The organism is Pseudomonas sp. HLS-6 TE3448 (assembly GCF_053629555.1).
The window spans coordinates 4428124-4449127 of sequence record NZ_JBRJIO010000001.1 but is presented as its reverse complement, the minus strand read 5'-3'; the positions used below and the strand labels follow the sequence as shown (position 1 = coordinate 4449127).

General features: G+C 59.8%; 20 protein-coding genes. 7 read left to right on the top strand and 13 right to left on the bottom strand.

Annotated elements, in window-relative coordinates; genetic code table 11:
- Positions 1–3: 3 nt before the first annotated feature.
- The 4 genes from AB7M23_RS20260 to AB7M23_RS20245 form a co-directional block, all read right to left on the bottom strand.
- The gene (locus AB7M23_RS20260) at positions 4–1245 is read right to left on the bottom strand and encodes an FAD-dependent oxidoreductase (protein WP_099775209.1); all 1242 of its coding nucleotides are present in this window, start codon (positions 1243–1245) and stop codon (positions 4–6) included.
- Positions 1227–2126 (bottom strand): bifunctional methylenetetrahydrofolate dehydrogenase/methenyltetrahydrofolate cyclohydrolase FolD, encoded by a 900-nt coding sequence (folD, locus tag AB7M23_RS20255; protein WP_099775208.1) that lies wholly within the window; start codon positions 2124–2126, stop codon positions 1227–1229. The genes AB7M23_RS20260 and folD overlap by 19 nt, the downstream gene beginning before the upstream one ends.
- Positions 2123–2989 (bottom strand): formyltetrahydrofolate deformylase, encoded by an 867-nt coding sequence (purU, locus tag AB7M23_RS20250; protein WP_102051941.1) that lies wholly within the window; start codon positions 2987–2989, stop codon positions 2123–2125. The genes folD and purU overlap by 4 nt, the downstream gene beginning before the upstream one ends.
- A 279-nt stretch (positions 2990–3268) precedes the next feature.
- Positions 3269–3868 carry a helix-turn-helix domain-containing protein gene (locus tag AB7M23_RS20245; RefSeq protein WP_065761885.1) on the bottom strand — a complete coding sequence of 200 codons (600 nt, stop codon included), beginning with the start codon at positions 3866–3868 and terminating at the stop codon, positions 3269–3271.
- 298 nt (positions 3869–4166) lie between these two features.
- Here AB7M23_RS20245 and glnT point away from each other — a divergent pair, with 298 nt between their 5' ends.
- The 5 genes from glnT (at position 4167) to AB7M23_RS20220 (ending at position 9961) form a co-directional block, all read left to right on the top strand.
- Complete coding sequence (gene glnT, locus AB7M23_RS20240) at positions 4167–5501, top strand: type III glutamate--ammonia ligase (RefSeq protein WP_330523809.1); 1335 nt, start codon at positions 4167–4169, stop codon at positions 5499–5501.
- A gap of 67 nt (positions 5502–5568) precedes the next feature.
- On the top strand, positions 5569–6474 hold the full coding sequence (locus AB7M23_RS20235; protein ID WP_065761883.1) for a class II glutamine amidotransferase: 906 nt from the start codon (positions 5569–5571) through the stop codon (positions 6472–6474).
- 11 nt (positions 6475–6485) lie between these two features.
- Positions 6486–7169, top strand: coding sequence for a GltB/FmdC/FwdC-like GXGXG domain-containing protein (locus tag AB7M23_RS20230; RefSeq protein WP_099775206.1), 684 nt, complete (start codon positions 6486–6488; stop codon positions 7167–7169).
- A gap of 15 nt (positions 7170–7184) precedes the next feature.
- A complete protein-coding gene (locus AB7M23_RS20225; RefSeq protein WP_065761881.1) occupies positions 7185–8507 on the top strand; it encodes an FMN-binding glutamate synthase family protein in 1323 nt (440 codons plus the stop codon).
- Between the two features lie 128 nt (positions 8508–8635).
- Complete coding sequence (locus AB7M23_RS20220; RefSeq protein WP_454241833.1) at positions 8636–9961, top strand: ammonium transporter; 1326 nt, start codon at positions 8636–8638, stop codon at positions 9959–9961.
- A 70-nt stretch (positions 9962–10031) separates the two neighbouring features.
- Here AB7M23_RS20220 and AB7M23_RS20215 read toward each other — a convergent pair whose 3' ends face one another.
- Both AB7M23_RS20215 and AB7M23_RS20210 read right to left on the bottom strand, forming a co-directional pair.
- Positions 10032–11075 (bottom strand): LLM class flavin-dependent oxidoreductase, encoded by a 1044-nt coding sequence (locus AB7M23_RS20215; RefSeq protein WP_099775204.1) that lies wholly within the window; start codon positions 11073–11075, stop codon positions 10032–10034.
- Between the two features lie 193 nt (positions 11076–11268).
- Positions 11269–11754, bottom strand: coding sequence for a flavin reductase family protein (locus AB7M23_RS20210; RefSeq protein ID WP_065761124.1), 486 nt, complete (start codon positions 11752–11754; stop codon positions 11269–11271).
- Between the two features lie 322 nt (positions 11755–12076).
- On the opposite strand from AB7M23_RS20210, the gene AB7M23_RS20205 reads away from it, so the two are divergent.
- A complete protein-coding gene (locus tag AB7M23_RS20205; protein WP_454241832.1) occupies positions 12077–13483 on the top strand; it encodes a purine-cytosine permease family protein in 1407 nt (468 codons plus the stop codon).
- Between the two features lie 485 nt (positions 13484–13968).
- Here the strand turns inward: AB7M23_RS20205 and AB7M23_RS20200 are convergent, their stop codons facing one another.
- The 5 genes from AB7M23_RS20200 to ribBA all read right to left on the bottom strand — a co-directional run bounded on the left by AB7M23_RS20200 (position 13969) and on the right by ribBA (position 19303).
- A complete protein-coding gene (locus AB7M23_RS20200; protein WP_065761126.1) occupies positions 13969–15123 on the bottom strand; it encodes an ABC transporter ATP-binding protein in 1155 nt (384 codons plus the stop codon).
- Between the two features lie 17 nt (positions 15124–15140).
- Complete coding sequence (locus AB7M23_RS20195) at positions 15141–15950, bottom strand: ABC transporter permease (RefSeq protein ID WP_099775202.1); 810 nt, start codon at positions 15948–15950, stop codon at positions 15141–15143.
- A gap of 6 nt (positions 15951–15956) precedes the next feature.
- Positions 15957–16901: an ABC transporter permease gene (locus tag AB7M23_RS20190; protein WP_065761128.1), complete on the bottom strand. Its 945-nt coding sequence runs from the start codon at positions 16899–16901 to the stop codon at positions 15957–15959.
- The gene (locus tag AB7M23_RS20185) at positions 16898–17923 is read right to left on the bottom strand and encodes an ABC transporter substrate-binding protein (RefSeq protein ID WP_065761129.1); all 1026 of its coding nucleotides are present in this window, start codon (positions 17921–17923) and stop codon (positions 16898–16900) included. Before AB7M23_RS20185 ends, AB7M23_RS20190 begins: the two co-directional genes overlap by 4 nt.
- A 270-nt stretch (positions 17924–18193) precedes the next feature.
- Positions 18194–19303 (bottom strand): bifunctional 3,4-dihydroxy-2-butanone-4-phosphate synthase/GTP cyclohydrolase II, encoded by a 1110-nt coding sequence (ribBA, locus tag AB7M23_RS20180; protein ID WP_454241831.1) that lies wholly within the window; start codon positions 19301–19303, stop codon positions 18194–18196.
- A gap of 70 nt (positions 19304–19373) precedes the next feature.
- Between ribBA and AB7M23_RS20175 the strand changes: the two genes are divergently transcribed.
- Positions 19374–19667: a DUF1330 domain-containing protein gene (locus tag AB7M23_RS20175; RefSeq protein WP_099775199.1), complete on the top strand. Its 294-nt coding sequence runs from the start codon at positions 19374–19376 to the stop codon at positions 19665–19667.
- A gap of 18 nt (positions 19668–19685) precedes the next feature.
- Here the strand turns inward: AB7M23_RS20175 and AB7M23_RS20170 are convergent, their stop codons facing one another.
- Positions 19686–20249 carry an NUDIX hydrolase gene (locus tag AB7M23_RS20170; protein ID WP_065761132.1) on the bottom strand — a complete coding sequence of 188 codons (564 nt, stop codon included), beginning with the start codon at positions 20247–20249 and terminating at the stop codon, positions 19686–19688.
- Position 20250: 1 nt separating this feature from the next.
- Positions 20251–21003, bottom strand: a complete 753-nt coding sequence (locus AB7M23_RS20165; RefSeq protein ID WP_454241830.1) for a GntR family transcriptional regulator — start codon at positions 21001–21003, stop codon at positions 20251–20253.
- Position 21004 lies beyond the last annotated feature (1 nt).

Here is a 21004-nt window from a genome sequence, read left to right as displayed (position 1 = left end):
CTGTTAGTGGCTGGCTGCCGTGGCGCCCATTTCGTTGACTTGGGCAAAGGTCGAGAAACGCTCCAGGCTGAACGGTTTGATCAGGTCCGGTACCTTGCCGCCACTGGCGACCAGTTCGGCCATGGTCTTGCCGCAGATGGGCGTGGACTTGAAACCCCAGGTGCCCCAGCCGGCGTCCAGGTAATAGTTCTTCACTGGGGACAACCCCATGATCGGGCTGTAGTCCGGGGTCATGTCGGTGATTCCGGCCCATTGGCGCATCAGTTTGGCGTTGGCCAGGAACGGGAACATTTCGATGGCGTGGGCAAGCAGGCTTTCCTTGAGGTCGAGCGTCGAGCGGGTGTTGAACAGGGGATAAGGGTCCGAGCCACCCCCAAACACCACTTCGCCACGACCGGTCTGCTGCACGTAGCAGTGCAGGGCCGAAGAGCTCACCAACGGATCAAGGAAGGGCTTGAACGGCTGAGTGACCATCGCTTGCAGGGGAAAGGTCTGGATGGGCGAGCGAATACCGGCCTTTTTCATCATCTGCGAGCTCATGCCCGCCACGGCTTGCACGACGCAGCCACAGCGCACCGTGCCGCGGTTGGTTTTCACCGCGCTGATCGTGCCGTTTTCGATGACCAGTTCCTGGACTTCGGTCAACTGATGGATTTCCACTCCCCGTTTGGCTGCCTGCTTGGCGTAGCCCCAGGCCACCGCATCGTGACGCGCTGTCGCACCGTCGATGTGCCAGAGGCCGGCCAGTACCGGCAGGTGCCCTGGGTCCAGATTCAAGGTAGGCACCAGTTCGCGGATCTGCTGGCGATCAATCATTTCGGTTCGCCCGCCGAAGTGCTTGTTCACCTCGGCACGCTGGCGGAATGCACGCACGGTGGCGTCGGTGTGGGCCAGGGTCAGTTGGCCGCGTTCCGAATACATGATGTTGAAGTCAAATTCGTTGGACAGGCCCTGGAACATCTTGACCGACTCGGCGTAGAACTTGACGCCCTCGCTGGTCAGGTAGTTGGAGCGAATCACGGCGGTGTTGCGAGCGGTGTTGCCACCGCCCAGGTATGACTTTTCCAGTACGGCAATGTTGTTGATGCCGTGGTATCGGGAAAGGTAATACGCCGTTGCCAGTCCATGACCGCCGCCGCCGATGATGACCACGTCGTAGGCAGGCTTGAGGGCTTTTGGGGCCGGCAAGTCGACCTCCACCGGGTACTCCGAACTCAGCCCGTATTTCAGTAGGTTGAAAGGCATACGGCCTCCGACTGGCTGCGTTGGGCTTGCTGCCGGGCAGCGATCACGGTGTTTTTCATCAAGAAGGCGATGGTCATTGGGCCCACACCGCCAGGCACCGGCGTAATCGCTGCAACCTTGGGCAGGGCACTGTCAAAATCGACATCGCCGACCAGTCGGCTGCGACCGTTGTCATCAATGCGGTTGATGCCGACATCAATGACCACGGCGCCCTCCTTGAGCCACGAACCATCGATGAGCCGTGGTCGCCCGACGGCGGCGATGACAATGTCGGCGAGCTGGCACAAGGCTTTGGCGTCGGCACTGCGCGAGTGAACCACGGTCACCGAGCAATGGGCCTTGAGCAGCAGGGCGGCCATGGGCTTGCCGACGATGTTCGAGCGACCGATTACCACGGCGTGTTTGCCACTCAGGTCGCCAAGGACCTGCTCAAGCAGGTACAGGCAGCCGCTGGGCGTGCAAGGTGTCAGCACGTCGCGGCCCTGGCTCAGGCCACCGACGTTCTCGCTGTGAAAGCCGTCGACGTCCTTGCTCGGCGCAATGGCTTGCAGGGCCCGGGTTTCCTCGATGTGTGGCGGCAATGGCAGTTGCAGGAGCAAACCATGTACCTGCGGGTCGTCGTTGAGCTTGCCGATCAATGCCAACAGCTCGGTTTCGCCGGTGGTGGCGGGTAGTCGGTACTCCAGCGAGCGGATACCGGCTTCCTCTGCCCGCAGGATTTTGTTGCGTACATAGACCTGGCTGGCCGGGTCCTCGCCTACCAGGATCACCGCCAGTGCAGGTTCAATACCGTCGGCTTTCAGCGTTCGGACGTCTTCGCGCACCTGTTGCAGCACCTGTGCGGCAGCGGCCTTGCCATCAATCAGTTTCAGCGGGCTCATCGGAAGATCACCGTTCTGTCGTTGTTAAGGAAAACCCGGTGTTCCAGGTGGTATTTCACCGCCTTGGAGAGGGCGACGGTTTCGGTGTCCCGTCCGGTGGCTACCAGATCGTCCGGCTGGTAGACATGGTCGACCCGCTGGACCTCCTGCTCGATGATCGGGCCTTCATCCAGATCGCTGGTGACGTAGTGGGCGGTTGCACCGATCAGCTTTACCCCGCGTTGGTAGGCCTGGTGGTAAGGCTTGGCACCCTTGAAGCCGGGCAGGAACGAGTGGTGGATATTGATTGCCCGGCCCGACAGTTGCCGGCACAGGTCGTCGGAGAGGACCTGCATGTAGCGTGCGAGTACCACCAGGTCGGTACGGGTTTCATCAATGACCTTCATCAGTTCGGCTTCCTGCTGCGCCTTGGTGTCCTTGGTCACTGGCAGGTAGATGAAGCGAATGCCTTCTCGTTCGGCCATCGGCCGCAGGTCCAGATGGTTCGAGACGATGGCCGTGATGGTCATGTCCATCTCGCCCTTGTGGTAGCGGTAGAGCAGGTCGGTCAGGCAATGGTCGAACTTGCTGACCATCAGCAGCACCCGCATGGGCTCACGGCTATCGAAGAGCTCCCAGTGCATGTCGAAGCCATCGGCGACGGCCTGGAACGCGTGCTTGAGCTGGTCAATGTCGCCGTCGTGGCCGTCGTTGAAGCGAAACACCGCCCGCATGAAGAATTTGCCGCTGAACTCATCGTCAAACTGTGCCATTTCTCCGATGTAGCAGCCGTTTTCCGCGAGGTAGGAGGTAACGGCGGCGACGATGCCTGACGTCGCCGGGCAGCTGATCTTGAGAATGAACGGGTTCTTTTCGTGTTGCATGGCTGGTCCTCGGAAAGATGGCGGCAGGTCATCGCAGAGCGGAAAAGTTCATCGGTGAATTCGTTTTTTGCGGGCCAATAAAAATCACCCTTGGGAATAAAATATTCCTGTGGGTGCTTTTATAGGTGAAGGAGGGCCGTAGCGTCCAGTGGTTTCTGGAAACTTTTTTTACTTACAGGAATTTTTTTGGTGGGCGGGCGAGGTCAGGCGGGTGCGATGAGGGCGTCATCGCCGGCCCGCCGAGGCCCTGCGCAGGAGCGGGTTTTACTTGCGTGCTGCTTACTCGTTCTGGTTGCCGTAGTTCATGATCGACAGCAGGCGAATCGGCACCTGCACCAGTTGCTCCGGCCCGTGGGGAACCTCCCCGTCGAAGGTCAGGCTGTCGCCGGCTTCCATGCGGTACAGCTGATTGCCATGCCGGTAGATCAGTTCACCTTCAAGTAGGTGGAGAAACTCGGTACCGGGGTGGGAGAAGGTCGGGAACTCTTCGCTGGCGTCATCCATGCTCACCATGTAGGCCTCGAAGTTCTTCTTTGGCCCACGGGTATGGTTGAGCAGGTGGTAGGTGTGGCCTTTCTCGGTACCTCGCCTGACCACTTCAAGGCCTTCACCAGCCTTGACCAGTAGCGCGCTGCTGCCTTGCTGATCGTACTGGCTGAACAGTTTCGACATGGGCATGCCCAGCACGTCGCAGAGACGGCTGAGGGTATCGAGGCTGGTGGATACCTGCGCGTTTTCGATCTTGCTCAGCATGCCCTGGCTGATACCGGCGATACGGGCGACGTCGGCCAGTTTCAGTTCCTGGGCCTGGCGCTGACGTTTGATCTGCATGCCCAGGTACTGCTCGAGCTTCAGGCGGGGTTGCGTTTCATCGGTCATCGTTATCACAGCCTGCACTATTTCTTTTCAATAATTTTATATTCGCACCAGGAATGTGCGATGTACACCCCTGTCGAGCCTGTCCACCCTCGATTATTCGCGGTGGGAAAGCAAGTTTCCCATATAGACAGCAGCAACGCTCCCCTTCGCGCATTCAGGTCAGTGGTATCCCAGAGTTGGCAAGCTGATTGCATTCCTATTGGGAAAGTAACTTTCCTGATTGGAATAATGTGGTTGTCAGGGAAGTCAGGCGTTTCAACCTTCCACAACGCTTTGCCTTTCACGAGGAGTGAGATCCATGTTGCCACCAGATACCCAGCATTTGATCGAGAAGCATGGGATCAAGTACGTGCTGGCTCAGTTCGTTGACATTCACGGTTCGGCGAAGACCAAATCAGTGCCGGTTTCTGGCCTGAAAATGGTTGCCGAAGACGGTGCGGGCTTCGCGGGATTCGCCATCTGCGGCATGGGCATGGAGCCGCATGGCCCGGACTTCATGGCCCGAGGCGATCTGTCGACGCTGACGCCGGTTCCGTGGCAGCCAGGCTACGGCCGTATCGTGTGCATCGGCCATGTCGATGGCAAGCCCCATCCCTATGACAGCCGTTATGTCTTGCAGCAGCAGATCAAACGCCTGAGCGATAAGGGCTGGACGCTCAACACCGGGCTGGAGCCAGAGTTCAACCTGATGCGTCGCGATCAGCAGGGGCGTCTGCAACTGGTGGACAGCAGCGATACCCTGGACAAGCCCTGCTACGACTACAAGGGCCTGTCGCGTTCGCGGGTGTTCCTTGAGCGCCTGACCGAAGCCTTGCAGCCGGTGGGTTTTGACATCTACCAGATTGACCATGAAGACGCCAACGGTCAGTTCGAGATCAACTACACCTACAGCGAAGCCATGGAGTCCGCGGACCGCTTCACCTTCTTCCGCATGGCGGCGGGTGAAATTGCCAACGATCTGGGCATGATCTGCTCGTTCATGCCCAAGCCCGACCCGAAGCGGGCCGGCAACGGGATGCACTTTCACTTGTCGATCGCCAGTGCCGAAAACAAGAACCTGTTCCACGATGCCAGTGATCCAAGCGGCATGGGCTTGTCGAAGCTGGCTTATCACTTTGCCGCAGGCCTTTTGGCGCACGGCCCGGCGCTGTGTGCCTTTGCTGCACCCACGGTCAACTCCTACAAGCGCCTGGTGGTTGGTCAATCGCTGTCTGGCGCAACCTGGGCGCCAGCGTTCATCGCCTTTGGTGCCAACAACCGATCAGCGATGGTCCGTGTGCCGTACGGTCGCCTGGAGTTTCGCTTGCCCGATGCGGGCTGCAACCCGTACCTGGTGAGCGCGGCAATCATCGCTGCGGGCCTGGACGGCATCGACCGCAAGCTCGAAATCGACAAGGTCTGCAACGAGAACCTCTACAAGCTCAGCCTTGAAGAGATCGCCGCACGTGGCATCAAGACCTTGCCGCAATCACTCAAGGAAGCCTGTGATGCCCTGGAGGCCGACCCCCTGTTCGCCGAGGTCATGGGGCCGGAGATCGTGGGCGAGTTCATCCGCCTCAAGCGCATGGAGTGGGTGGAGTACAGCCGCCATGTGAGCGACTGGGAGATCCAGCGCTACACCGAGTTTTTCTGATTCGTTAATCAACCGTTCCTGACGCCCGGTGAGTGGGGAGGGCGTCTTCTGCCCTGGAGTTTCTAATATGTGTGGAATCGTGGGTCTTTACCTGAAAAACCCCAAGCTTGAATCCCAGTTGGGCAAGCTGTTTGAACCCATGCTCGAGGCCATGACGGATCGTGGTCCGGACAGTGCCGGTTTTGCCATCTACGGTGATGAAGTGGCGGATGGTTGGGTCAAACTGACCCTGCAGGCGACCACCGAGGGCTATGACTTCAAGGCGTTGGTTGCAGCCGTCGAGGCCCGCCTGGGTTGCGCGCTGGACTGGTTTCAGAATGCCAGCGCCATTGTCCTGAAAGTACAGGCAGACGAAGCCGCAGTGCGGGCCGTGTTGGCCGAGTTGGCGCCAAGCGTGCGCATCATGAGCGCCGGGCAGAGCATCGAGATTCTCAAAGGCATGGGTTTGCCCAAAGAAATCTCTGAGCGTTTCGGCCTGGCCAGCATGAAAGGCAGCCACATCATCGGTCACACCCGCATGGCCACTGAAAGCGCGGTGACCATGGAAGGCAGCCACCCGTTTTCCACCGGCGCCGACCTGTGCCTGGTGCATAACGGCTCGCTTTCCAACCACTCGCGCCTGCGCCAGAACCTGCGCCGCGAAGGTATCACCTTTGAAACCGAGAACGACACTGAAGTGGCCGCCGGTTACCTGACCTGGCGCCTGCAGCAGGGCGACACGCTCAAGCAAGCGCTGGACAAGTCGCTGGAAGACCTCGATGGCTTCTTCACCTTTGCGATCGGCACACGCAACGGCTTTGCCGTGATTCGCGATCCGATTGCCTGCAAGCCGGCGATCCTCGCCGAGACTGACGACTACGTTGCCATGGCCTCGGAGTATCAGGCGTTGTCCAGCCTGCCAGGTATCGAGAACGCCAAGGTCTGGGAACCGGTCCCGGCCACCATGTACATCTGGGAACGCGAGTCGGCTTAAGGAGCACGCACATGAAAACTATCGATTTGTCCAACGCCTCTGTGCGTGATCTGAACCAGGCCCTGCATGACCAGGCCAAGCATGTGGATGACCGCGAATGGGTCGTGACTCACCCTAACGGTGCGCACAACCTGGCGGTCGGGGTCAACCAGGAGGTCTCTATCGATATTCAGGGCCACGCCGGTTACTACTGTGCAGGCATGAACCAGAAAGCCTCGGTCACCGTGCATGGCAACGTCGGTGTCGGTTGCGCCGAGAACATGATGTCGGGGTATGTGCGGGTCAAGGGCAGCGCCTCGCAAGCGGCAGGCGCCACCGCACATGGCGGCCTGCTGGTGATCGAGGGGGATGCCGGTGCGCGTTGCGGCATTTCCATGAAAGGCATCGACATCGTGGTCGGCGGCAGCATCGGCCACATGAGCTGCTTCATGGGGCAGGCGGGTCGTCTGGTGGTGTGTGGCGATGCCGGCGATGCGCTGGGCGACTCGCTGTACGAAACCCGCATCTATGTCAAAGGCAAGGTCGAGTCGCTGGGTTCGGACTGCATTGCCAAGGAAATGCGTGCCGAGCACCTGGAAGAGCTGCAGCAGTTGCTAGATCGCGCTGGCCTCAATGAAAAGGCCGCTGACTTCAAGCGTTATGGCTCAGCCCGCCAGCTGTACAACTTCAAAGTCGACAACGCCTCCGCGTACTGATCCAGGAGAACCACAATGAGCGAAAAGACCCCTCCAGTGCTGCGCGAGTCCGCCACCTTCGACCGCCTGGCCATTCAGGAAATCCAGCGTGCCGCCGAAACCGGCATTTACGACATCCGCGGCGGTGGCACCAAGCGCAAGCTGCCGCATTTTGATGACCTGCTGCTACTCGGTGCCAGCGTTTCGCGTTATCCGCTGGAAGGCTACCGCGAGAAGTGCGGCACTGATGTTGTGCTCGGCAACCGTTTTGCCAAGAAACCGATTCACCTGAAAATTCCCGTGACCATTGCCGGGATGAGCTTCGGCGCCTTGTCGGCCAACGCCAAGGAAGCGTTGGGCCGTGGCGCGACCATTGCCGGTACCAGCACCACCACCGGCGACGGCGGCATGACCCCGGAAGAGCGTGGCCAGTCGCAGCACCTTGTGTATCAGTACCTGCCATCGCGCTATGGCATGAACCCGGACGATCTGCGCAAGGCCGATGCCATCGAGATCGTTTTGGGGCAGGGCGCCAAGCCGGGTGGTGGCGGCATGCTGCTGGGCATGAAGGTGACCGAGCGGGTAGCGGGTATGCGCACCCTGCCAATTGGTGTCGATCAGCGCAGTGCCTGCCGCCACCCGGACTGGACCGGGCCGGACGATCTGGCGATCAAGATCGCCGAGATCCGTGAAATCACCGACTGGGAAAAGCCCATCTACGTGAAAATCGGTGCCAGCCGTCCTTATTACGACGTCAAGCTGGCGGTCAAGGCCGGGGCTGATGTGATTGTCCTCGACGGTATGCAGGGCGGCACGGCGGCGACCCAGGAAGTGTTTATCGAGCACGTGGGCATTCCGATCCTGCCGGCCATCCCGCAAGCGGTACAGGCTTTGCAAGAGATGGGCATGCACCGCAAGGTTCAGTTGATCGTCTCTGGTGGTATCCGCAACGGCGCCGATGTCGCCAAGGCCATGGCGTTGGGCGCGGATGCTGTTGCGATCGGCACTGCGGCGCTGATTGCGCTGGGTGACAACCACCCGCGTCTGGATGAGGAACTGAAGAAAATCGGCTCGGCCGCAGGCTTCTACGATGACTGGCAGAACGGTCGTGATCCGGCAGGGATCACAACCCAGGACCCGGAACTGTCGAAGCGCCTGGACCCTGTTGAAGGTGGGCGTCGTCTGGCCAATTACTTGCGGGTGTTGGTGCTTGAGGCGCAAACCATGGCGCGTGCCTGCGGCAAGTCGCACCTGCACAACCTCGATCCTGAGGACCTGGTGGCCTTGACGGTGGAAGCGGCTGCGATGGCACGGGTGCCGCTGGCAGGCACCCATTGGATACCTGGCCAACAGTACTGAGCCAGCGCTGTAAACGCAGCACCCCTCCCCGGAGGGGTGCTGTGCATGCCTAGAGGCTTATAAAAGCCCGTCTATCAGTGTCTTTTTACGTGCTGCCAGCAAACCCTTTTTTTGCAGGAGCTTCGAAAATGGTCAAGCGCTTTTCTGGCAATCTCCTCTTGAGCCTGATGGCATTGGGCGCGGTTGTGCCGCTGGCCCAGGCCGCCGATGCACCGACACTCAATACCGGCAGTACCGCCTGGATGATCAGTGCGGCAGTGCTGGTGATGTTCATGTGCCTGCCGGGGCTGGCGCTTTTCTACGGTGGCCTGGTGCGGGCGAAGAACATGCTTTCGCTGTTTACCCAGTGTTTTGGTATCGCCGGCCTGGTAGGCGTGCTGTGGGTGATCTATGGCTACAGCATGGTGGTCGATACCACTGGGATGGTTGAAGGGGAAGTGACCTTCAACAGCTTTGTCGGTGGTCTGAGCCGCGCGATGTTGGCTGGCATGACGCCTGACAGCCTGGTGGGTGAAATTCCCGAGGGCGTCTACGTCACCTTCCAGATGACGTTCGCCATCATTACCCCGGCGTTGATCGCGGGTGCTTTCGCCGAGCGCATGAAGTTCTCGGCGGCGCTGTTGTTCATGGCCTTGTGGTTCACCCTGGTGTACGCGCCAGTGGCGCATATGGTCTGGGGTGGGGCGGGAGCGTTGATGCACAACTGGGGGGTGCTGGATTACGCCGGCGGAACAGCGGTGCACATCAATGCCGGGGTGGCAGCGCTCGCTGCGTGCTTGATGCTCGGCAAGCGCAAGGGTTATGCCAATACGCCGATGCCAGCGCATAACCTGAGCCTGACCATGGTCGGTGCGGCCATGCTCTGGGTCGGTTGGTTCGGCTTCAATATCGGTTCGGGTGGTGGCCTTGGCGGCGTCTCCGGGATTGTCATGCTTAACACCCAACTGGCAGCGTGCGCCGGCATTCTTGGCTGGATGTTCACCGAATGGTTCAAGGTCGGTAAACCCAGTGCGTTGGGCCTGGCCAGCGGTGCCTTGGCCGGCCTGGTCGGTATTACCCCGGCGTGTGCCTACGTGGGGGTTGGCGGGGCATTGGCCATCGGCGTGTTGTGCGGCGTGCTCTGTTACTTGAGCGTCACTGTGCTGAAACGGCGCCTGGGTTATGACGACAGCCTCGACGTGTTTGGCCTGCATGGTATCGGCGGCATCATTGGCGCGCTGCTGACCGGCGTGTTCTGCGTACCGTCCATGGGTGGGCTGGTTGAGGGCGTGAGCATGGGCACGCAGGTGTGGGCGCAGGTTCAGGGTGTTTTGATGACCACGGTTTACTGCTTTGTGGTCAGTTGGCTCATTCTGAAAGTGGTGAATTCGCTGACGGGCTTGCGTGCCGATGAGTCGGTAGAGGAGATGGGGCTGGACCTCGCCGAGCACAACGAGCGGGCGTACAACCATTGAGTTGTAGCAATTGAGTGCAAAAACGCCGGGGCATGCCCCGGCGTTTTTGTGACAGATGCCTGCGCTTCGCTTAGCTGAAGGCGGGTACCACGTGCTTGATGAACAGCTCCAGGGACTTCTTCTTCTCGGCATGCGGCAGGCTGTTGTCGCACCAGAAGCTGAACTCGTCCACGCCCAGTTCCTGGTAGTAGCGAATGCGCGCAATGATCTCTTCCGGGGTGCCGATCATGGTGTTCTTGCGGATGTTTTCCAGCTCGAACTCTGGACGTTCGGCGAACTTTTCTTCCGGGCTTGGCTCAAGGAAACCATTGACCGGGGTTTGCTTGTTGCCGAACCAGGCATCGAAGGTGCGGTAGAAGCGCGAAATGGCCTGGGCACCGACTTTCCAGCCTTCAGGGTCGTCAACGGCGTGTACATGGGTGTGGCGCAGTACCATCAGTTGCGGGCGTGGTACTTCGGGGTTGTTGTTCAAGGCGGTCTGGAACTTGTTCTTGAGGTCCAGGACTTCTTCATCGCCCTTCATCAGTGGCGTGACCATCACATTGCACCCGTTGGCGACTGCAAAGTTGTGCGAGTCTGGATCGCGGGCGGCAATCCACATGGGTGGCATGGGTTTCTGTACGGGTTTTGGCACGCTGGTGGAGGTCGGGAATTTCCAGATATCACCGTCGTGGGCGTAGTCACCCTGCCACAGGGCACGGACGACCGGGACCATTTCACGCAGGGCCTGACCACCGGAGGAGGCGGGCATGCCACCGGCCATGCGGTCGAATTCAAACTGGTAAGCACCACGGGCCAGGCCGACTTCCATCCGCCCGTTACTGATCACGTCCAGCAGCGCGCATTCACCCGCGACGCGCAAAGGGTGCCAGAACGGCGCAATGATCGTGCCTGCACCCAGGTGGATGGTGGTGGTCTTGGCCGCGAGGTAAGCCAGCAGCGGCATCGGGCTTGGCGAGATGGTGTATTCCATGGCGTGGTGTTCACCAATCCAGACGGTGCTGAAGCCGCCGGTTTCGGCCATGAGGGTCAGCTCGGTCAGGTCTTCGAACAACTGGCGATGGCTGACGCTTTCGTCCCAACGCTCCATGTGTACGAACAACGAAAATTTCATGACGCTTACCTCGGATCTTTTGTTGTGGGCCTGTCGACTGCAGGCCTGATATCAGGAAAGAGCGCTGTGCGCTGCCGGGTGGTGTCTGGCCGTTATCACCGGGTACCGAGTGGAACAGGAAGGCCCGGGTACTGAATTATTGGTATACCATAATACGGGATATCTGCAAGCGATTTGTCTTCTGTGCCCAGGCTCAAGCCAGTACTGGCAATGCGCCCATCTTTCCATTGCAGTACACCAGCGGCCCGTTGTCGCGCTGCGGCACAATCAGGTTCTTGACTGCGCCAACCATGATGGCGTGGTCGCCGCCTTCATACTCGCGCCACAGTTCACATTCGATGATGGCCGTGGCGTTACTCAACAGTGGGTTGCCCAGTTCGCTGAGGGTCCATTCGATCCCTTGCGCCTTGTCTTTACCCTTGCGGGCGAAGGCATAGGCTTCTTTTTGCTGGACGCCGGACAGCACATGGATGGCAAAGCGTTTGTTCTTGATCAGGACCGGGTAGGAGTCGGAACTGTAGTTGGGGCAGAACAGCACCAGTGCCGGGTCCATCGACAGCGAACTGAACGCGCTGGCAGTCAGGCCGACGACCTGGCCATCGTCGTCGAGGGTGGTGATGACGGTCACCCCGGACGGGAATGAACCCATGACTTGTTTGTAGAGGGTGGCATCGATCATTGGACTGTCCTCGAAGCAGCAGGAAGAATTGGGTCAGGCTTCAGGTATGATGGTATACCATAATATGATCTTTGCAACGCCTTTTACGTACAACACGACGAGTGTCACAAAGGCGCTTCAGGCCCCGTGTTCTCGGGGGTTTTGGCCATTAAAATCGGGCGTTCCACGGCACGAGGGCAGATCAGCTGGTCGGCAAAAGACCGGCTCAGTCTTGTTAAAAAGTTGGAATACCATAATATGGTGTTCATCTTGGGTGGCTCGCAGAGCCGCCCCGGTTTGGCTTTGTACAACGATAAAAACAGACAAACTCGAGTTGATGAACATGTCCCAGATGTCCAAACAAGACCCGTTGATCGAGAACCATACGGTCGACTACGTACCGCTTGCGGAGCGCCATGGGAAGGCGCGCGATCTCTTTACCCTGTGGTTCAGCACCAACATTGCGCCATTACCCATCGTGACCGGTGCGATGGTAGTTCAGGTGTTCCACCTCAACCTGTTCTGGGGCGTGATGGCGATCATCCTCGGGCACATGATCGGCGGCATTGTGATTGCCCTGGCGTCGGCGCAAGGCCCATGCATGGGGATTCCGCAGATGGTCCAGAGCCGTGGTCAATTCGGCCGCTACGGTGCATTACTGATCGTGTTCTTCACTGCAATCATCTACATCGGCTTTTTCATTTCCAACATCGTCCTGGCCGGAAAATCCATTACCGGCATCGCGCCCTCGGTGCCGGTACCGGCCAGCATTCTGATCGGTGCGTTGAGCGCTACGGCAATCGGCGTGATCGGCTACCGCTTTATCCATACCTTGAACCGTATCGGCACTTGGGTCATGGGCAGTGCCTTGCTGGCAGGTTTCGTCTATATCTTTGCCCACGATGTGCCTGCTGATTTCTTCAGCCGTGGCGGTTTCAACCTTTCTGGCTGGTTGGCCACGGTGTCACTGGGGATCATCTGGCAGATCAGCTTTTCGCCCTACACGTCGGATTACTCGCGCTACCTGCCCGCCGATATCGGCATCGTCCGACCGTTCCTGGCCACCTACCTGGGCGCGACACTGGGTACCATTCTGTCGTTCACCTTCGGTGTCGTCGCCGTGCTGGCCACGCCCGACGGTACTGAAGCCATGGCTGCTGTAAAGCAGGCCACGGGCGGGTTGGGGCCGATTTTGATGGTGCTGTTCCTGCTCAACATCATCAGCCACAACGCCCTGAATCTGTATGGCGCTGTGTTGTCGATCATTACCTCGATCCAGACTTTTGCCAGCCAGTGGACCCCGAGCATCAGGGTACGGGTAGTGTTGTCGACGTTGATCCTGGCGGGGTGCTGCGTGGTTGCGCTGGGTGCCTCGCCGAATTTCATTTCGCAGTTTATCGGCCTGGTTCTGGCGCTATTGCTGGTCCTGGTGCCGTGGGCATCGATCAACCTGATTGATTTCTACCTGATCAAGCGCGGTCAGTACGACATCAGCTCGATTTTCAGCGCCGACGGCGGCGTGTATGGGCGTTTCAATCTGCATGCGATTGTTGCGTACTTTATCGGCACCCTCGTGCAACTGCCGTTTGCCAATACTTCGCTGTATGTCGGGCCCTACGCCAACCTGGTGGAAGGCGCTGACTTGTCCTGGCTGGTCGGGCTGGCAGTGACCTGCCCACTGTACTACTGCCTGGCTACCCGTAGTCAGCCAGCAGCACGCGGCGCCGTCAAACTGGGCTTTACCGACTGATCAAGCGCGTTACTGTTACTCGCCGTCGCTGGGCGCAGCTGGGTTCATACCCAGGTTGCTCGGCGGCGGCGTATTGCGTTTCAAGCGTCAGCCCCGCTGCGTCGATGACGAACCGATAATCCCCCCATCGAGTAATCGAACAAACACCGCTTACTGACCTGGCGTGCAGTGCTCAGGTTAGTGGCCGGGTTGCCTGCACCCTGCGCTTCGCTGCCGCTTTCGGGCATCACGCTTCATACCCTCTCAGCGTTCATACCTCTCAATTGATACAGGCGGATCGGCTCCGGAATACCTGGCTCGCGGACAGGCACGGTACCGACCCGCTGTATGGCTACGCTGGCGGTTAAGCGCGAAGTCTCGTAAGGATTAGCGAAGGCAGGAGAGGGTGTCGTGTTTTATGTAGTGTAGGAAAGGGGGGCGATGCAGGCCGACCAGTACCGTCGGTAGGGGCGTTCCCGTGCAGGGCACGGGAACGTGGAGGGGAGTTAATGCGCGCCAGCGGCCTTGTTCAGGTCGCTTTCAGACCATTGGGTATACACGCAGGCATCACTGGTTGCCCAGCGTACCCGCACGGTGTCGCCAGCGGTGAGTGGCATGCCGGTGGCCGACAGGGCCTTGACGGTCATCGCCGTACCGCCCGGTGTAACCACGCTGCAGGTTTGGCTTTCACCAAGGAAGAGCATTTCGCTGACCTTGGCCGAGACTTCGTTCCAGCCCGCAGCGAGTGGTTCCCGCTGGGCCTGCTCCACACTCAGGGCCAGTGCTTTCTCCGGCCGGATCATCAACAGCACGTCCTGGTCGAGTTGCAGGCCACCGGTCAGACGGATCGACAATGGCTGGCCTTCAAAGCTGGCCACCGCATTACCCTGGGCCTTGAGCTTGAGGAAGTTGGAGTTGCCAAGGAACGAGGCGACAAAGGCATTCGGTGGGTTCTGATAGAGGTCGTAGCCACTGCCCAGCCCAACGATCTTGCCGTGACTGAAAATCGCAATGCGCTGAGACAGGCGCATGGCTTCTTCCTGGTCGTGGGTGACATAAACGATGGTAATGCCCAGGCGACGGTGCAGTTGACGCAGTTCGTCCTGCAGGTCTTCGCGCAGTTTCTTGTCCAGGGCACCGAGCGGTTCATCCATCAGCAGGATGCGTGGCTCGTAGACCAGCGCACGCGCAATCGCCACGCGCTGCTGCTGGCCACCGGAGAGTTGGGATGGGCGCCGATGGGCGAACTTCTCAAGTTGTACCAGCTTGAGCATGGCATCGACACGTTTGTCTCGCTCGCTGGCCGCCAATTTGCGGATGGCCAGGGGGAAACCGATGTTGTCGCGTACCGAAAGGTGCGGGAACAGTGAGTAGCGCTGGAACACCATGCCGATGTCGCGCTTGTGCGGCGGGACATTGACCAGCGATTGGCCATTGACCAGGATCTCGCCGCTGCTGGGTGTTTCGAACCCGGCAAGCATCGACAGGGTGGTGCTCTTTCCCGAGCCGCTGGAGCCGAGGAACGTGAGGAACTCACCGTCCTGGATGTCCAGCGAGATGTTGTCCACGGCGGCAAAGTCGCCGTAGTGCTTGTTCAGGTTGCGCAGGCTGACCAGGGGCTTGTCGCGCTGCTGTGCAGGATCTTTGATGACGGCACTCATGTCGTACTCCTAGGCGCTCAGGCGCTGATTTCATTGCGCCGGCGCAGCGCGGCGGCGATCACCATGACCAGTACCGACAGGCCGATCAGCAGCGTCGAAGCGACGGCGATCACAGGTGTCAGGTCCTGACGCAGGGTGGTCCACATTTTCACGGGCAGGGTTTGCAGGGTCGGGCTGGCCATCATCACGCTGAGCACCACTTCGTCCCACGAGACCAGGAAGGCGAACAGTGCGCCGGCAACCATGCCCGGGCGGATCGCCGGGAAGGTCACCTTGACCACCGCCTGCAGACGCGACGCCCCACAGATCACCGCGGCGTCTTCGATAGACTGATCGAACAGCTTCAGTGAGTTGATGATCGAGATGATGGTAAAGGGCAGCGCGACGATCACATGGCTTACCACGAAGGCAAACAGGGTTCCGGTGTAGCCCAGTTTGAGGAACAGCGCATACACCGCAACGGCGATGATCACCAGTGGCACGATCATCGGCAGGGTGAACAGGCCATAGAGCATTTCCCGGCCAGGAAAGCGCCCGCGAACCAGGGCGAAGGCCGTCGGCAGGCCGAGTGCAACGGCGCAGATTGTCGTCAGCACCGCCACCTTCAGGCTGGCCAGTGCGGCGTTCATCCAGTCGGCATTGGAAAAGAACTGGCTATACCATTTCAGCGTCCAGCCCGGTGGTGGGAACACCAGCCACTGCGAAGAACCGAATGACAGCAGCACGATGAACACGATCGGCAGCAGCAGGAACAGTGCGATCAGGCCGGTGGTAAGGTACAGGCCCAGACGCATGCGCCGGCCCATGGCATTGGGAGTCAGGAGCATGATCGCTTACCTCGCGTTACTGGCACCAACCGGAGACTCCGGTTGAAGCTTCAGGTAGAAGTAGAACAGCACCAGGGTGATCACGATCAGCAGTGCGGCGCCGGCGCTGGCCAGGCCCCAGTTAAGGAACGATTGCACCTGCTGAATGATGAACTCGGGCAGCATCATGTTCTGCGCACCGCCCAGCAGCGCTGGCGTCACGTAGTAACCCAGGGACATCACGAACACCATCAGCCCGCCAGAGAACAGCCCCGGACGACACAGCGGCAAGAACACCCGGAAGAAGTTGGTCCAGGGGCTGGCGCCGCAGATTGAGCCGGCCTGCAGGATCATCGGGTCGATTGCCTGCATGGTGGCCTGCAGCGGCAGGACGATGAACGGGATCATGATGTAGCTCATGCCGATCACCACGCCGGTCAGGTTGTGCACCATTTCCAGCGGTTGATCGATGATGCCCAAGGCCATCAGCGCCTTGTTGATGACCCCGGACGCCTGCAGCAGCACCAGCCAGGAGTAGGTGCGCGCCAACAGGCTGGTCCACATCGACAGCAGGACGATGTTCAACACCCAGCGACCCCAACCGCGAGGTACCAGCGTGATCACCCAGGCCAGCGGAAAGCCCAGCAGCAGGCTGAACAGCGTGACCAGCCCGGCCACCGAGAACGTGTTCAGCAGCACCCGTGCATAGGCCGAGTTGGCGAACAGTTGTTCGTAGTTTCCCAGCCCTGGCGTGGGTTCCAGTACGCCACGCAGCAACAGGCCGATTAATGGCGCCAGGAAGAACAGGCCAAGGAACAGCAGGGCCGGTATCAGGTTGCCGACGCCCCGCCAGCGTTGGGCCAGGGTGGGGGATTGCTTCATGGTGACTGCCTTGCCAGTGGTCGAGCCTGCAGCGCCCTTGGCGCTGCTGCTCGGGTTAGCGTGACGGGACGCAGTGGCCGCCATTTTCATTTGACCAGCCATTCGTTCCACCGTGTCGCAATGGCAGGACCGTTCTTGGCCCAGTATGCGAAGTCGAGAGTGATCTGGTCCTTAGCGTAGGCAGTCGGCAGGTTAGGTGCCAGCACGGAGTCCAGGCGCGCGACGCTGTCGACGTTGACCGGCGCATAGGCGGTCAGGTTGGAAAAGTCGGCCTGGCCTTTGGCGCTGCTGGCATTGGCCAGGAACTTCATGGCCGCATCCTTGTTCTTGGAGCCTTTGGGGATTACCAGGAAATCGGCCATGACCAGGTTCTGTTTCCAGCTTACGCCCACGGGGGCGCCATCTTGCTGCAGGGCATAGATCCGGCCGTTCCAGAACTGCCCGAGGCTGGCTTCACCCGAGGCAAGCAGTTGCTGCGATTGCGCGCCGCCGCCCCACCAGACGATGTCTTTCTTGATGGTGTCGAGTTTTTTGAAGGCGCGGTCCAGGTCCAGCGGATAGAGCTTGTCGGCGGGCACGCCGTCAGCCAGCAGGGCCAGCTCAAGCACGCCAGGGCTTGGCCATTTGTACAGGGCACGTTTGCCGGGGTAGGTCTTGGTGTCGAACAGTGCGCTCCAATCGACTGGCTTGCTGGCGCCCAGCTTGCCTTCGTTGTAGCCCAGCACGAAGGAGAAGAAGAACGAGCCGACGCCGTGATCGGAGACAAAACGCGGGTCGATCTTGTCGCGCTGAATCGTGTTGAAGTCCAGTGGCTCGAGCAAGCCTTCAGCTGCTGCGCGCAAGGCGAAATCAGCCTCTACATCCACGACATCCCACTGCACATTGCCGCTTTCGACCATGGCCTTGAGCTTGCCATAGTCGGTTGGCCCGTCTTGAACCACGGTGATGCCGCTGCTGCGGGTAAAGGAGTCGGCCCAGGCCTGCTTCTGCGCATCCTGGGTTGTACCGCCCCAACTGACAAAGTTGACGCTCTCGGCCGCTGAGACGAATGAGCAGGCCGATGACAGCATGCCTGCAACAAGTACCGCGGCTACACGTTTGTTCAACACCATTTTCACGCCCTCATTTGTTGTGTTTTTGAGCGGGCTGTAGACACCCGCTTATCGGGAGCAGTAGGTCCATCGGGGCCTTGAGAGGCGACCGTGCCAAGGGCTGTTATTTGTGCTGTCCCTGGCGGGCGCACTTGGCAAAAGTGTCCGGTCTACGGAATATCATATTATGGTATTCCAAACTTTCTGCAAGCATTTTGCCGTACCGACCATCCGGCAAAATGCTGTGTTTCTGGACAACATCGCGCATTGCCGCGCTTGAAACAGCGGTGATCAGGCAGAAAATGGAATACTTTCAACCACTTCCAGGTCATAGCCGGTCAGCCCTGCGTATTTCAACGGTGGGCCAAGATGACGCAGTTTGCCCACGCCCAAGTCCTGCAGGATCTGCGCGCCAGTGCCGACTTCCGAGTAGATGCGCGACTGTGAGCGGCTGTACTGCCGTGGCGGTTTGGTCAACTGCGGTATGCGTTCAAGCAGGGCTTGTGAGGATTCATGGTTGGCCAGGATTACCACAACCCCATGGCCTTCCTCGGCGACTTTCTGCAGGGCCGCCCAGAGTGTCCAGTTGCTTGGCCCGCTGTACTCTGCGCCCACCAGGTCACGCAGTGGGTCGATGACGTGCACCCGTACCAGGGTTGGTTGTTCGCGGCGCAGTTCGCCCATCACCATCGCCATGTGCACGCCGCCTTCAATCCGGTCTTCATAGGTGACCAGGCGGAAGGTGCCATGTACCGTCGGCAGCTCACGCTCACCAATGCGCACTATCGTGTGCTCGGTGCTCAGGCGGTAGTGGATCAGGTCGGCAATGGTACCGATCTTGATGCCGTGCTGGCGGGCGAACACTTCCAGGTCAGGGCGCCGGGCCATGGTGCCATCGTCGTTCATGACCTCGACAATGACCGAGGACGGGGTAAGGCCCGCCAGTCGCGCCAGGTCGCAGCCCGCTTCGGTATGCCCGGCGCGGGTCAGGACGCCGCCTTCCTTGGCGCGCAACGGAAAGATATGCCCGGGTTGCACGAGGTCCTCTGGCACGGCATTGCTGGCCACTGCGGCGGCCACGGTACGGGCCCGGTCGGCAGCAGAAATGCCTGTGGTGACGCCGCTGGCCGCTTCGATGGAGACGGTGAACGCGGTACTGAATACGCTGCCGTTGCTGGGCACCATTTGCTCCAGGCCCAAACGCTGGCAGTGCTCGTCGGTTAGCGTCAGGCAGATCAGGCCACGGGCCTCGCAGGCCATGAAGCTGATGGCCTTGGCGTCGCAATGGTCGGCCGCGATCAGCAGGTCGCCTTCGTTCTCGCGGTCCTCGTCATCGACCAGGATCACCATCTTGCCCTGGCGGTAGTCTTCGATGATTTCTTCGATGCTGTTGAAGGCCATGGCTGGACTCTCAGTGTGTGGTATGAAATTCTATGGTATACCATAATACAGGTTGACTGAGGAGGTCACGATGAAGGCTTACTGGATTGCGCATGTGGATGTCACCGACCCGGACGCTTACAGCGAATACACCCGTCGTGCACCTGCGGCGTTTGCTGCTTATGGGGGGCGTCTATTGGCTCGGGGCGGCCGCAGCGAAGCGCTGGAAGGGCGAGCAACGCCACAACGCAGCGTTGTCATCGAATTTGACTCCTACGCGCAGGCGCTGGCCTGCTACCACTCGCAGCAGTACCAAGAGGCCAAGGGCTACCGTGAAGGTGTTGCTCGGGCTGAAGTGATTATAGTCGAGGGCATAGCGCCCTGAATGACGGGCGCGGTGGGGTCAGCGGATGAAGTGGATCTTGCCGCAGTCATCATTGCCAATGTAGATGCCATAGACCCCCGCGCGGCGTTCCTCGATGTAGCGTTCGAGGATCTGCCGTATTGCCGGGTAATAGATGCTGTCCCAAGGAATATCCTCGGGCGCAAAGAACTTGTAGTCGAGGGTTTCCGGGCCAAACTGGCCGGTGACTTCCAGGGCGATGGCGCGGTAGATGATGTACACCTCACTGATCTTCGGCACGCTGAAGATCGAGTAGGGTGAGTGGATTTCCGCTCGCACGCCCGTTTCTTCCCACACTTCGCGCAAGGCAGCCTGTTCAGTGGTCTCATTGCTTTCCATGAAACCGGCCGGCAGTGTCCAGGTGCCCGGGCGAGGAGGGATGGCGCGTTGGCACAGCAGGTACTTGCCGTCCTGCTCGATGATGCAGCCGGCAATGATTTTTGGATTGACGTAGTGGATGTAGCCGCAACTGCGGCACATCTGGCGCTCATGGGTATCCCCCGGTGGCAGCTGGCGAACCAGGTCATTGCCACCGCATTGCGGGCAAAAGCGCGGGGTCATCATTTCAGCGGCCTATACGCGGTTCTTTAAGGGCGATGGGTGCAACGATTTCGGAGATGTCGCCCGTTTCCCCTTGCTTGCGCTTGAGGTACTCCAAGGCCACCTTCGCCGCCGCGCGGACGTGGTCGACCGAGGCCTGGTGCGCGGCCAGTGGATCGCCGCTCTTGATGGCCTCGACGATACGTTCCATTTCGTGGCTGCTGGTGCCACGGCGGTTTTCCTGAGACACCGATGTGGCGCGAAGGTAGCTGATACGGGCCTGCAGCTGGCGTAACTGGGTCGCGGCGATGTGGTTGCCCGAGCCTTCGAGCAACACGTCATAGAACCCTTGAACCGAATCGATGACCTGCTGCAGCTCGCCCTCTGCGAGGGCCTTGCGGTTTTCTTCGAGGGCTTTTTCCAGGGCCTTGATATCCTTGGCCTTGGCACGCAGGGTGAACAGTTGGACGATCATGCCTTCCAGTACACAGCGCAGCTCGTAGATATCGACCGCATCGTCCAGCGTAATGATTGCCACCCGAGGGCCCTTGGCGTCGGCGAATTCCACCAGCCCTTCGGATTCCAGGTGGCGCAAGGCTTCGCGAACCGAGGTACGGCTGACGCCGAGGCGGTCGCACAGGTCGCGCTCGACCAGGCGGTCTCCGGGTAGGAGCTGGAAATTCATGATGGCGCTTCGCAGTTTATCCAGCACGATTTCGCGCAGGGTAACGGGGTTGCGATTGACCTTGAAGCTGTCGTCGAGTGGCAGGCGTTTCATG